This window comes from Roseixanthobacter liquoris, assembly GCF_043195135.2.
Taxonomy (GTDB): domain Bacteria; phylum Pseudomonadota; class Alphaproteobacteria; order Rhizobiales; family Xanthobacteraceae; genus NCEH01.
Genome location: NZ_CM195537.1, coordinates 1,900,556 through 1,913,792, shown reverse-complemented (window position 1 = coordinate 1,913,792; position 13,237 = coordinate 1,900,556). Strand labels below are relative to the sequence as shown.

Annotated in this window: 10 protein-coding genes and 3 tRNA genes; 2 read left to right on the top strand and 11 right to left on the bottom strand. The window is 66.3% G+C overall.

The window, feature by feature from the left end; translation table 11 throughout:
- Positions 1-83 precede the first annotated feature (83 nt).
- From rpoB to V5F84_RS08375, 11 genes are all read right to left on the bottom strand, one after another.
- On the bottom strand, positions 84-4,214 hold the full coding sequence (gene rpoB, locus V5F84_RS08425) for a DNA-directed RNA polymerase subunit beta (protein WP_394044206.1): 4,131 nt from the start codon (positions 4,212-4,214) through the stop codon (positions 84-86).
- 263 nt (positions 4,215-4,477) lie between these two features.
- Positions 4,478-4,852: a 50S ribosomal protein L7/L12 gene (rplL, locus tag V5F84_RS08420; RefSeq protein ID WP_394044205.1), complete on the bottom strand. Its 375-nt coding sequence runs from the start codon at positions 4,850-4,852 to the stop codon at positions 4,478-4,480.
- 54 nt (positions 4,853-4,906) lie between these two features.
- Complete coding sequence (gene rplJ / locus V5F84_RS08415; protein WP_394013499.1) at positions 4,907-5,425, bottom strand: 50S ribosomal protein L10; 519 nt, start codon at positions 5,423-5,425, stop codon at positions 4,907-4,909.
- 667 nt (positions 5,426-6,092) lie between these two features.
- Positions 6,093-6,791, bottom strand: coding sequence for a 50S ribosomal protein L1 (rplA, locus tag V5F84_RS08410; RefSeq protein WP_394044204.1), 699 nt, complete (start codon positions 6,789-6,791; stop codon positions 6,093-6,095).
- 5 nt (positions 6,792-6,796) lie between these two features.
- Complete coding sequence (rplK, locus tag V5F84_RS08405; protein WP_348846923.1) at positions 6,797-7,246, bottom strand: 50S ribosomal protein L11; 450 nt, start codon at positions 7,244-7,246, stop codon at positions 6,797-6,799.
- 243 nt (positions 7,247-7,489) lie between these two features.
- Complete coding sequence (gene nusG, locus V5F84_RS08400; RefSeq protein WP_348846924.1) at positions 7,490-8,020, bottom strand: transcription termination/antitermination protein NusG; 531 nt, start codon at positions 8,018-8,020, stop codon at positions 7,490-7,492.
- An 8-nt stretch (positions 8,021-8,028) separates the two neighbouring features.
- Positions 8,029-8,226, bottom strand: coding sequence for a preprotein translocase subunit SecE (secE, locus tag V5F84_RS08395; protein WP_394044203.1), 198 nt, complete (start codon positions 8,224-8,226; stop codon positions 8,029-8,031).
- Between the two features lie 311 nt (positions 8,227-8,537).
- Positions 8,538-8,614: transfer RNA gene (locus V5F84_RS08390), tRNA-Trp, on the bottom strand.
- A 265-nt stretch (positions 8,615-8,879) separates the two neighbouring features.
- Entirely contained in the window at positions 8,880-10,070 is a 1,191-nt protein-coding gene (tuf, locus tag V5F84_RS08385; RefSeq protein WP_509277114.1) for an elongation factor Tu, read from the bottom strand.
- Positions 10,071-10,338: 268 nt separating this feature from the next.
- Positions 10,339-10,412: transfer RNA gene (locus tag V5F84_RS08380), tRNA-Gly, on the bottom strand.
- Between the two features lie 430 nt (positions 10,413-10,842).
- Positions 10,843-10,927 (bottom strand) — tRNA-Tyr (locus V5F84_RS08375).
- 297 nt (positions 10,928-11,224) lie between these two features.
- On the opposite strand from V5F84_RS08375, the gene V5F84_RS08370 reads away from it, so the two are divergent.
- Both V5F84_RS08370 and rlmB read left to right on the top strand, forming a co-directional pair.
- Positions 11,225-12,007, top strand: a complete 783-nt coding sequence (locus V5F84_RS08370) for a molybdate ABC transporter substrate-binding protein (RefSeq protein ID WP_394044061.1) — start codon at positions 11,225-11,227, stop codon at positions 12,005-12,007.
- 89 nt (positions 12,008-12,096) lie between these two features.
- On the top strand, positions 12,097-12,945 hold the full coding sequence (gene rlmB, locus V5F84_RS08365; protein WP_394044062.1) for a 23S rRNA (guanosine(2251)-2'-O)-methyltransferase RlmB: 849 nt from the start codon (positions 12,097-12,099) through the stop codon (positions 12,943-12,945).
- The last annotated feature ends 292 nt before the right edge of the window (positions 12,946-13,237 follow it).

Here is a 13,237-nt window from a genome sequence, read left to right as displayed (position 1 = left end):
TGGGGTTTCGACCGGAAAATGCAGGATCTTATCGGCAGGAGAGCGAAGGCGCGCCGCGCCCCCGCCTTCCGACAGGCGCGGCCTCATTCGGCCGCGGGCAGATTTTCGCGGGTTCCGGGGCTGACGTTGCGCCCGGTCTTGGAATTCACCAGCTCGACGTTGAGGCCCAGCGAGCGCATTTCCTTCACGAGAACGTTGAAGCTCTCGGGGATGCCGCTCTCGAAGGAATCTTCGCCGCGCACGATGGATTCGTAGACCTTGGTGCGCCCGGCGACGTCGTCCGACTTCACCGTCAGCATCTCCTGGAGCGTGTAGGCCGCGCCATAGGCTTCGAGCGCCCACACCTCCATTTCGCCGAAGCGCTGGCCGCCGAACTGCGCCTTGCCGCCCAGCGGCTGCTGGGTCACGAGCGAGTAGGGGCCGATCGACCGCGCGTGGATCTTGTCGTCCACGAGATGGTGCAGCTTCAGCATGTAGATGTAGCCGACCGTCACCTTACGGTCGAACGGCTCGCCGGTGCGCCCGTCGAACAGCGTGGACTGGCCGGAGCGGTCGAGGCCCGCCTTCTCCAGCTGGATCTCGATGTCCGCTTCGTGGGCGCCGTCGAACACCGGGGTCGCCATCGGCACGCCCTTGCGCAGGTTCTCGCCCAGCTCCAGCACCTGGTCCTCATTGAGGACGGTGATGTCGTCGGGGCCGTAGATGCCCTCAAGGGTGGACCGCACCGGGGCGAGGTCCTTCTTGCCGTAATAGGCGTCCATGGCGGCAGCCACCTGCCGGCCGAGGCCCGCGCAGGCCCAGCCCAGATGCGTCTCCAGGATCTGGCCGACGTTCATGCGGCTCGGCACGCCCAGCGGGTTGAGCACGATGTCCACATTGGTTCCGTCTTCCAGGAACGGCATGTCCTCCACCGGCACGATGCGCGAGACCACGCCCTTGTTGCCGTGGCGTCCGGCCATCTTGTCGCCGGGCTGGATCTTGCGCTTCACCGCGACGAAGACCTTGACCATCTTCATCACGCCGGGGGGCAGTTCGTCGCCGCGCTGGAGCTTCTCCACCTTGTCGAGGAAGCGCTGCTCGAGGCGCTTCTTCGATTCGTCGTACTGCGCGCGGATGGCTTCGATCTCGGCCATCAGCGCGTCGTCGGCGATGGCGAACAGCCACCATTGCGAGCGCGGATACTCGGTGAGCGCGGCGCGCGTCACCTCGGTGTCCTTCTTGAAGCCCTTCGGGCCGGCGATCGCCACCTTGCCGTCCAGCAGCTCGGTCAAGCGGCCGTAGACGTTGCGGTCGAGGATCGCCTGCTCGTCGTCGCGGTCCTTGGCGAGGCGCTCGATCTCTTCCCGCTCGATGGCGAGCGCGCGCTCGTCCTTGTCGACGCCGTGGCGGTTGAACACGCGCACTTCCACGATCGTCCCGGTGGTGCCGGGGGGCAGCCGCAGGGAGGTGTCGCGGACGTCCGCGGCCTTCTCGCCGAAGATGGCGCGCAGGAGCTTTTCTTCCGGCGTCATCGGGCTTTCGCCCTTGGGCGTGATCTTGCCCACCAGGATGTCGCCGGCGCGCACTTCCGCGCCGATATAGACGATGCCGGCCTCGTCGAGATTCTTCAGCGCCTCTTCCGAGACGTTGGGAATGTCGCGGGTGATTTCCTCGGGGCCGAGCTTCGTGTCGCGGGCCATGGCCTCGAATTCCTCGATATGGATCGAGGTGAACACGTCTTCCTTGACGATGTTCTCCGAGAGCAGGATCGAGTCTTCGAAGTTGTAGCCGTTCCACGGCATGAACGCGACCAGCACGTTCCGGCCGAGCGCCAGCTCGCCGAGCTCGGTCGAGGGACCGTCGGCGATGATGTCGCCCTTGCGCACCAGATCGCCGACACGCACCAGCGGACGCTGGTTGATGCAGGTGGACTGGTTGGAGCGCTGGAACTTCATCAGGCGATAGATATCGACGCCCGACTTGGAGGGATCAGCCTCCTCGGTGGCGCGGATAACGATACGCGTGGCGTCCACCTGGTCGATCACGCCGGTGCGGCGGGCCGCGATGGCCGCGCCCGAATCGCGGGCGACCACGGCTTCCATGCCGGTGCCGACCAGCGGCGCCTGGGAGCGCACCAGCGGCACCGCCTGGCGCTGCATGTTCGAGCCCATCAGCGCGCGGTTCGCGTCGTCGTTCTCAAGGAACGGGATCAGCGCGGCCGCGACCGACACCAATTGCTTGGGCGACACGTCCATGAAGTCCACGCGGTCCGGCGGCACCAGCAGCACGTCGCCGGCATGACGGCAGACGATCAGGTCTTCCTCGAACCGGCCATCCTTATCGAGCGGGATGTTCGCCTGGGCGACGTGGTACTTCCCCTCCTCCATGGCGGAGAGATAGACCACTTCGTCGGTCACGCGGCTGTCGTGGACGCGGCGATAGGGCGCCTCGATGAAGCCGTACTTGTTGACCCGCGCGAAAGTCGCCAGCGAGTTGATCAGGCCGATGTTCGGGCCTTCCGGCGTCTCGATCGGGCAGATGCGGCCGTAATGGGTCGGATGCACGTCGCGGACTTCGAAGCCGGCGCGCTCACGCGTCAGACCGCCCGGGCCAAGCGCCGAGAGGCGGCGCTTGTGGGTGATCTCGGAGAGCGGGTTGGTCTGGTCCATGAACTGCGAGAGCTGGGACGAGCCGAAGAACTCGCGCACCGCCGCCGCCACCGGCTTCGCATTGATCAGGTCCTGCGGCATCACGGTGTCGATGTCGACGGACGACATGCGCTCCTTGATGGCGCGCTCCATGCGCAGCAGGCCGACGCGATACTGATTCTCCATCAGCTCGCCGACCGAGCGCACGCGACGGTTGCCGAGATGGTCGATATCGTCGATCTCGCCCTTGCCGTCGCGCAGTTCGACCAGCGTGCGGATGACCGCCAGGATGTCCTCGCGGCGCAGGATGCGCACGGTGTCCTCGGCGTCGAGGTCGAGGCGCATGTTCATCTTCACGCGGCCCACGGCCGAAAGGTCGTAGCGCTCGGAATCGAAGAACAGCGAATGGAACATCGCCTGGGCGCTGTCGAGCGTCGGCGGCTCGCCGGGGCGCATGACGCGGTAGATGTCGAACAGCGCGTCCTCGCGCGTGACGTTCTTGTCCACCGCCAGGGTGTTGCGGATATAGGCGCCGGTGTTGACGTGATCGATGTCGAGGATCGGGATCTCGTTGTATCCGGCCTCTTCGAGCACCTTCAGCAGCTTTTCGGTGATCTCCTCGCCGGCTTCGGCATGGATTTCGCCGGTGGCGGTGTTCACCAGGTCTTCCGCGATGAACTGGCCGACCATCTCCTCGTCGGAGATCTTCAGGGCCTTGAGGCCCTTCTCGGCGAGCTGGCGGGCGGCGCGCACGGTGAGCTTCTTGCCGGCTTCGACCACGACTTCGCCGGTGTCGGCGTCGACCAGGTCGGAGACCGCCTTGTAGCCCTTCATGCGCTTGGGATCGAACGGCATGCGCCAGCCGTCCTTCGCCCGCGAATATAGGATCTTCTCGTAGAAGGTGTCGAGGATCTCTTCCGAATCGAGGCCGAGCGCATAGAGCAGGCTCGTCACCGGGATCTTGCGGCGACGGTCGATGCGCGCGTGCACGATGTCCTTGGCGTCGAACTCGATGTCGAGCCAGGAGCCGCGATAGGGAATGATGCGGGCGGCGAACAGGAGCTTGCCCGAGGAATGGGTCTTGCCCTTGTCATGGTCGAAGAAGACGCCCGGGGAGCGGTGCATCTGCGAGACGATGACGCGCTCCGTGCCGTTGACGATGAACGTGCCGTTCATGGTCATCAGCGGGATGTCGCCGGTGTAGACGTCCTGCTCCTTGATGTCCTTGACGGACTTCGCGCCGGTGTCGGGATCGACATCGAACACGATCAGGCGCAGCGTCACCTTCAGCGGGGCGGCGAAGGTCATGCCGCGCTGGCGGCACTCGTCCACGTCGTACTTGGGCTGCTCGAACTCATACTTGACGAATTCCAGCATGGCGGCGCCGGAAAAGTCAGAGATGGGGAATACCGACTTGAACACCGCCTGGAGACCGTCGTCCACGCGCCCGCCCTTCGGCTCCTCGATCTGGAGGAACTGGTCGTAGGATGCCTTCTGAACCTCGATGAGGTTCGGCATCTGCGCGACTTCCTTGATCTTTCCGAAGAATTTGCGGATCCGCTTGCGACCGGTGAACGTTTGCGCCATCTCGATCCTCGTCCGTCCTGGCCCTTGCACGGAACGCGCCCCGACAAGGCATTCGCTCCGGCCCATAAGACCGCCATTGCTCCCGCGACGAAGGGGTTGGGGGCCCGAGAGCCATTCCCCTCCATCTGCAACGGCTCGCCGGGTCGTCGCCCTGAGCGGCGACCGGGAGAACCGTCCTCGACCCTGCCCATCCCGCCGGCCAGACCCCGCCGGGACAGATGAGGCGGCCCCGGGATTCCCGGGGCCGCCTCGCTTTCAAAAGCTCACTTGAGCTCGACCTTGGCGCCAGCCTTCTCGAGCTGGGCCTTGAGCTTCTCGGCCTCGTCCTTGGCGATCCCTTCCTTGACAGGCTTGGGAGCGGCCTCGACGAGGTCCTTGGCTTCCTTGAGGCCCAGGCCGGTGATGGCGCGGACTTCCTTGATGACTTCGATCTTCTTGTCGCCGGCAGCCGCGAGCACCACGGTGAACTCGGTCTGCTCTTCGACCGGAGCCGCAGCGGCGCCGGCCGGGGCAGCCGCAACCGCAACGGCGGCAGCGGCGGAAACGCCCCACTTCTCTTCGAGGAGCTTCGCCAGCTCGGCGGCCTCGAGGACGGTGAGGGAGGACAGCTCGTCAACGAGCTTGGTCAGGTCAGCCATTGTCGTGTCTTCCTAAGATAGGTTCGAAATTCAGGTTTGCGAGATCCAACCGCCTCACGCGGCCTCGTCCTGCTTGGCATAGGCCCCGAACACGCGGGCAAGCTTTGCTGCCGGCGCGGTGGTGAGCTGGGCGATCTTGGTGGCCGGGGCCTGGATAAGGCCGACCAGCTTCGCACGCAGTTCATCCAGGGAGGGCATGGTGGCCAGAGCCTTCACACCATCCGGATTCAGGGCCGTTTTGCCCATCGCGCCGCCGAGGATAACGAACTTGTCGTTGCCCTTGGCAAACTCGACGGCAACCTTCGGCGCTGCCACGGGATCGCTCGAATAAGCGATCAGCGTGGGACCCTTGAGAAGGGTCGCCACGTGGGCAACGTCGGAGCCTTCCAGAGCGATTTTGGCGAGGCGGTTCTTCGCCACCTTCACGGTCGCACCGTTCTGCTTCATCTGCCGACGAAGTTTCGACAGCTGAGCTACGGTGAGGCCGGAATAGTGGGCCACCACGACGACCGAAGTGTTCTGAAACACTTCAGTGAGCGTCGTGACGAGCTGTTGTTTTTCCGCTCGATCCACGTCTGGCTCTCTTTAAGCCTGTGGTGGAACCGAAAGCCGGCTCCACCGGTTGCGCCTTGCCGCTCGTCCGCTTCCCGGAACGTCCACACGTGAACATATCCGCAAGGGATACATCCTCATCAGACATGCCGGCCGCGCACGCGCGACGCTCACATGCCCTGTCCCCTCGGGAACCGGGTCACCGGCCACAAGGCACTGGTTCGAACCGATCTTGTTGCGACACGCGGGTGCGCATCGCGCGAAATCCGGTCTTCCCCGTCTATGCTGGCCCTCCAGAGGACAGCCTCGGGCGAGGTTGTCTGGCGAGGATTAAGCCATGCGAGCATGGCGCCTGCAGTCTCGGACAGGACTCTTGCCTCTCCGATATCCCGGTTCGAGAACCGGCAGATCAGACAGGCAATGAGGCCGGGCGGGCGAACCCTCCCAGCCCCTCCACCCGTTTCCGGGCGGAAGCTCGATCTATTAACGCTGCTGTGTTTCCACACCAGCGAAACATGCCATATAGAGGCTCGGGCGCGACTTGTCACGCCCTTTTCGCATTTTTTGCTTGACCGGCCGAAAATCCTGGCACAGGCGCCTGCGTCGCAGGTCCCGCCCGGCCCCGGCTTGCGGTCAAGAAAAAGGCCGGGCGCAGCGCCCGGCCTCTTCATTCATGCGTGCGGAACGCTCAGGCGCTGAGCACGGTGGAGGGCTCCACCTTGATGCCGGGGCCCATGGTCGAGGACACGGCGACGCGCTGCACATAGGTGCCCTTGGCGCCGGTCGGACGGGCCTTCACCACCGCGTCGACGAAGGCGCGGATGTTCTCGGCCAGCTTCTCGGCCGGGAACGAGGCCTTGCCGATGCCGCCGTGGATGATGCCGGCCTTCTCGACGCGGAACTCCACCGCGCCGCCCTTGGCGGCGGCGACGGCGCCCTTCACGTCCATGGTCACGGTGCCGACCTTGGGGTTCGGCATCAGGCCGCGCGGGCCGAGGATCTTGCCGAGGCGGCCGACCAGCGGCATCAGGTCCGGGGTCGCGATGCAGCGATCGAAGTCGATCGTGCCGCCCTGGATGCTCTCCAGCAGGTCTTCCGCGCCGACGATGTCGGCACCCGCCGCCTTGGCTTCGTCAGCCTTGGCGCCGCGGGCGAACACCGCCACGCGCACGGTCCGGCCCGAGCCGTTCGGCAGGTTGCACACGCCACGGACCATCTGGTCCGCATGGCGCGGGTCCACGCCCAGGTTCAGCGCGACCTCGATGGTCTCGTCGAACTTGGCGGTGGTGCGCTCCTTGAGGAGCGTCAGGGCCTCGTCGAGGCCATAGAGCTTGAGGCGGTCGATGCCTTCGTGAGCTGCGCGGATGCGCTTGCCTTGGTTCGCCATCGTGCTCACCCCTGAACCTGGAGGCCCATGGAGCGGGCCGAGCCTTCGATCATCTGAACGGCCGCTTCCACGGAATCGCAGTTCAGATCCTTCATCTTCTTCTCGGCGATCTCGGCGAGCTGGGCGCGCGTGACCTTGCCGACGAAGGCACCCTTGCCGGGCGTCTTCGAGCCCGAGCCGGGCTTCTTCTTCGTCTCGAGGCCGGCGGCCTTCTTGAGGAAGTAGGAGATCGGCGGGGTCTTCAGCTCGAACGTGAAGGAGCGATCCTGATAGACGGTGATGACGACGGGGATGGGCATCCCCTTCTCTTCCTTCGCCGTCTGGGCGTTGAACGCCTTGCAGAATTCCATGATGTTCAGACCGCGCTGGCCGAGCGCGGGTCCGATGGGGGGCGCCGGGTTGGCGCTGCCAGCCGCAACCTGCAGCTTGACGTAACCGGTGATTTTCTTCGCCATTTCAAAACTCCCGTAACATGGCCGAAGCCGCGCGCGGCGGTTCGGACCGGGGTGCGTGGTGCGGGTCGCAGGAGCGTTTGGCGAGACGCTCCGTCACCTCCCACGCTGGCCGCTCCCCAAGAAGGAGGGGCCGAAAAACCTGTCCGGCCCCGGATCGGAAATCCGGGGCCGGACAGGAAGCGGGTCACATAATGGAATTATCGCGCCGGCGCAAGGGTCGCCGACCGCGAGCCCGGATCGGGCTCAGACCTTCTCGACCTGGCCGAACTCCAGCTCGACCGGGGTCGCGCGGCCGAAGATGGAGACCGCGACCTTGAGGCGCGAGCGCCCCTCGTCCACTTCTTCCACGATGCCGTTGAAGGAAGCGAACGGGCCGTCGGAGACCTTCACCGTCTCGCCGACCTCATAGCTGATGGAGGGCTTCGGCCGCTCGATGCCTTCCTGCACCTGCTGAAGGATGCGCATGGCCTCCTTCTCGGAGATCGGCATGGGCTTGTTGTCGGCGCCGAGAAAGCCGGTGACCTTGGGCGTGTTCTTGATGAGATGGAACGCCTCGTCGGTGAGGTCCATCTTCACCAGCACATAGCCCGGGAAGAACTTGCGCTCGGCGTCCACTTTGCGGCCGCGGCGCACTTCCACCACCTTCTCGGTGGGCACCAGGATCTGCTCGAACAGATCGGTCAGCCCGCGCTGCTCCGCCTGCTCGCGGATCGAATCGGCGACCTTCTTCTCGAAGTTCGAATACGCGTGAACGATGTACCACCGGTAGGACATGGGCGCTCTCAGTGGCCGAGGGTCAGGAGCTGGCTCACGCCGAAGCGCATCACCTGGTCGGCGATAAGGAAGAAGACGGACGCGATCAGCACCATCACGAACACCATGGCGGTGGTGATGAGGGTTTCGCGCCGGGTCGGCCAGGTCACCTTCCGGGTTTCGGTGCGGACCTGCTGAAAGAACTCGGTGGGGCTGATCTTCGCCATGTCGCCTCGGCATCCCCGCGAACCTGCGCCCGCGCGATGCCTTCTCCTCGCTGGCGGCCGCCCGGGGCAAAGGCCCAGGGCCGGCCGTTCCAAAACCATCTCCGCCCGGAGCCGGAGCGCCTTCGCGGAATACGGACCGGGCACTCCCGGCTTCGTGTCGCCGGCAATCGCCGATGCGCCACGGGTCATCCCCTCTTGTGGATCAGGAAATGCGCCGGCTTGCAACTCAAGCCGCGGTGTCTTTCCCGGTCCGCCCGGCCGCCCGCTTTCGCCGCGCCAGACTTTCGCTTGCCCCGAACCTTCGCCGCGCCTGGCAGGAGTGGAGGGACTCGAACCCCCAACCCCCGGTTTTGGAGACCGGTGCTCTAACCAGTTGAGCTACACTCCTAGGCCCACGCAAGCGAGGGGTAAGCACCCCCGCGCCGGGAAAACGACCCAGCGCATCGGGGCCTTGTGTCTAGTCAGCGAAATGGCATCTGTAAAGAGGGCATGGCGGGGGAGCTGCCGGCTATCCCCAGCGAGCGCGGACGGAAAGCGCCGGCGGCTCCGGGCAGACGCGACCCAGGCGCCGGAACGAAAACGGGGGCGCCGGAACGAAAACGGGCCGGCTTCGCAGCCGGCCCGTTCGATCCCGATCGCCGTGCGGCGCAGGATCACTCGATGATGGAAGCGACGACGCCGGCGCCGACGGTCCGGCCACCTTCACGGATGGCGAAGCGCAGCTTCTCCTCCATGGCGATGGGGACGATCAGGGCCACATCCATCGAAACATTGTCCCCGGGCATCACCATTTCGGTGCCCTCGGGCAGCGTGCAGATGCCCGTCACGTCCGTCGTGCGGAAGTAGAACTGCGGGCGGTAGTTGGTGAAGAACGGCGTGTGGCGGCCGCCTTCTTCCTTCGTCAGGATGTAGGCTTCGGCCTTGAACTTCGTGTGCGGCTTCACCGAACCCGGCTTGCACACGACCTGGCCGCGCTCCACGTCCTCGCGCTTGGTGCCGCGCACCAGGATGCCCACGTTGTCGCCCGCCTGCCCCTGGTCCAGGAGCTTGCGGAACATTTCAACGCCGGTCACCGTCGTCTTGGTGGTCGGCCGGATGCCGACGATCTCGACTTCCTCGCCCACCTTGATCACGCCGCGCTCCACGCGACCCGTCACCACCGTGCCGCGGCCCGAGATCGAGAACACGTCCTCGATCGGCATCAGGAACGGCAGGTCCACCGGACGCTCCGGCTGCGGGATGTAGCTGTCCACCGCTTCCATCAGCTTCAGGACCGCGTCATGGCCGAGCTCGGGGGACTTGCCCTCAAGCGCCATCAGCGCCGAACCGTGGATGATCGGGATGTCGTCGCCCGGGAAGTCGTACTTCGACAGAAGCTCGCGCACTTCCATCTCCACGAGCTCCAGAAGCTCGGGATCGTCCACCATGTCGCACTTGTTCAGGAACACCACCAGCGCCGGAACGCCCACCTGGCGCGCCAGAAGGATGTGCTCGCGGGTCTGCGGCATCGGGCCGTCGGCCGCCGAGACCACCAGGATCGCGCCGTCCATCTGCGCCGCGCCGGTGATCATGTTCTTCACATAATCGGCGTGGCCGGGGCAGTCCACGTGCGCATAGTGGCGGTTCGGCGTCTCGTATTCCACGTGCGCCGTCGAAATCGTGATGCCGCGCGCCTTCTCTTCCGGCGCCTTGTCGATCTGGTCGTACGCCGTGAACGTCGCGCCGCCCGCTTCCGCAAGCACCTTCGTGATCGCAGCCGTCAGCGACGTCTTCCCATGGTCAACGTGACCAATCGTGCCGATGTTGCAGTGCGGCTTCGTGCGTTCAAATTTTGCTTTGGCCATCTTCTCTCTCAGTTCTTCGGCGGCGCCGTGTCAGGCTGCAAAAAGGCCGCCGTGGGATAGGGGGTTTCTAAGAAGTTCGCAAGACCCGGCCTGCGCCCGAAGCGCGCAGGTGGCATGCAGAACACCATGCCGGGCGCCGCAGGCGGCGGAGTTTGGCGCGCACGCCCACCCTGATTCGCGCCGCGCCTCCGGTTCCGCCAAGTCGGCCCCGCGTCCGACGCATGAGGACCGCTCGGCCTCACACAAGGGCCTTCTGACGTCGGCGATCTGGAGCGGGTGAAGGGAATCGAACCCTCGTCATCAGCTTGGAAGGCTGTTGCTCTACCATTGAGCTACACCCGCGTGCCGCGCGAAGCGGACGAACCATTTCGGGCGGAGCGAAACACCGATCTTGCGATCCGGAACCCGCGCCCCATTGCCGGACGCGCACCCGGCCGTGCCGCTGCCCGCGCCCGCACGCCCCGTCATGGCGAGCGGCAGCCATAACACAGGAGATTCCACCGCAAAAGCCCCACCTGGGGCCCCAGCCGGATCAATGCACAGCCGCCCGCGCGGGTGCGGGCACGGGATGCGGGGATCGACAGATGGCGCGCGCCAGATGCGCAAGGCGCTTTCGCGGAGCGAGCGTGCGGAGCGAACGCCTTGCGCCGGGCGGGCAATTTTTCGCAAGACGAGCGCTTTTCGCCGGGCGAACGCTTCTCGCCCAGCGGCCCGCGCTTTCAGCAGCGGTCAGTTGACTGAAAAGCGCGCCGCGCTCGTTCACGACGACGGGTGGTGGAGGGGGTTGGATTTGAACCAACGTAGGCAGAGCCAACGGATTTACAGTCCGTCCCCTTTAACCACTCGGGCACCCCTCCACATCGACGCCCGTCGTCTTGCCCCTCACTTGCCAATTTTCGGCTGAGGTTTCAAGCGCTGACCGCAGGCCGGAAGCCGGCCGGGTCCTTTCCGCGCGCCCGAAACAACGTTCCGGGCTCACAAGGATCGGCTTTATGTGAGGGGCTCCGGCACAAGTCAACCGGAAATGAAGCCTCATCCACGGCGCAAGGATAAGGCCGCCTGGGCGGCACGGGACGCGCGCTTGCTCTATAGATAGGGCATGGTGCGGGAGACATCAGGCAAGCTGCGCCCTGCCGCGCCCAGCCGAGGCATTCATGATCGCGTCCCGTATCCTCAAGAGCGCCCGCCTGCCGATCACCTTGCTGGGCCTCGCGCTCGGTTGCGTCACCGCCCAGGCGGCGACGCTCACCGTGCTGACGGCCGGCGCGTTCAAGCCGGTGGTGATGGCGCTGAAAAGCGATTTCGAATCGGCCGGCGGGCACAGCCTGCTTGTGGATAACGACACGGCGGGGGCGCTGGTGAAACGGATCGCCGGCGGCGAGCGGTTCGACCTCGTGATCCTGCCGCCGTCCGCGCTGGAGGCCCTCGCCCGGAGCGGCCGCATCGCCGCCGGGCCGCCCACAGAGGTGGCGCGCGTCGGCATTGGCGTGGCGGTGGCGGCGGGCGCGCCGAAGCCCGACATTTCCACCGTCGCCGCCTTCCGCCAGACGCTGCTGGATGCGCGCAAGGTCGCCTTCATCGACCCGGCCTCGGGCGGATCGAGCGGCCCCTATCTGATCCGCCTGTTCGAACAGCTCGGCATCGCGGAGGAGATGAAGGCGAAGAGCCTGCCGGTGGCCGGCGGCTTGGTGGCGCGCCGCCTCCTCTCCGGCGAGGCGGACCTCGCCCTGCACCAGATCAGCGAGATCCTGGCGGTGAAAGGCGTCGCCCTGGTGGGGCCGCTGCCGGCGGAGATCCAGAACGAGACAATCTATGCCGCCGCCCTCGCGGCCGACACGCCGCATCGCGCCGCCGCCCAGGCGCTGATCGGCGCGCTCGCCGGGCCGAAGGCCGCCGCGGTGCTGGCCCAGACGGGCCTCATGCCGCCGCGCCCCTGAGACCGTCCGGCGGCCGCACCGGCGCGTTTGACGCGGTTTTGCACCCTTGGCCCTTGCGCGCGCAAGCCGGCTCTGACATCGCTGTGGCCATGTCTGATCGGCCAAGCCGCCCCCCGTCCCGTCCCGGCTCCCGCCCCGCCTTCGGCGACAAGGCGGGCAAGCGCCCGTTTCCGCCGCGCCGCCCCCGCAGCGGTGGGCCGCCGCCCAAATGGGAAGGCGACGAGGATGTCGCGTTGCTCTACGGCTGGCACACGGTGACCGAGGCGCTGGCCAATCCCAAGCGGCGGTTCCGCAAGATCCTCGCCACCGAGAACGCCATCAACCGCCTGGCGGAAGAGGGCTTCAAGCTGCCCATCGCGCCGGACATGGTGCGGCCCGGCGACATCGACAAATTGCTGGGCCCGGATGCGGTCCACCAGGGCCTGCTGGCGCATTCCGACCACCTGCCCTCCCCGTCCCTGCGCCAGGCGGCGAAGCACGACCTCGTGCTGGTGCTCGACCAGATCACCGACCCGCACAATGTGGGCGCCATCGTGCGCTCGGCGGCGGCGTTCGCGGTGGGCGCCATCATCACCACCGCCCGCCACAGCCCGCCGGCCACCGGCGTGCTGGCGAAGAGCGCCTCCGGCGGGCTGGAGCACGTGCCGTTCTGCCTCGTCACCAATCTCTCCCGCGCCCTGACCGAGCTGAAGGAGAACGGCATGCTGGTGGTGGGCCTCGACAGCGAGGGCGAAGCCGACCTCGAGGACACCAAGCTGCGCGCCCCGCTCGCTTTGGTGCTCGGCGCCGAGGGCAAGGGCCTGCGCCAGCTCACCCGCGAGACCTGCGACGTGCTCGCCCGCATCGACCTGCCGGGCGCCATCAAGAGCCTGAACGTCTCCAATGCCGCCGCGCTCTCGCTCGGTATCGCGCGGCGCGCGCTGAAGAAAGCCGGCTGAGTTTTTCTGTCCGCCGGCCGTCCTGTTGCGTGCGGCGCACCATATTTCGCCTTTGCACCTAAGACCATTTGCCAATCGCACGCGCGATCAAGCTCGGTCATCTTTCTCCCATGGCGTAACAGCGCCGGTTCGATTCAATCCGCGCGCCAATGACGCGGAACGGCAAGACTTGGAGGAAATGCCGCTTCGGCCCCGTGCCGGAGCCGTGGCTCGTTCCCGCAGGATTGCCCAGTCGCGCCGCGCCCGCGCCGCCAGATCCGCCTCCCCACGGGGAGGACCGGCGATCCTTGAG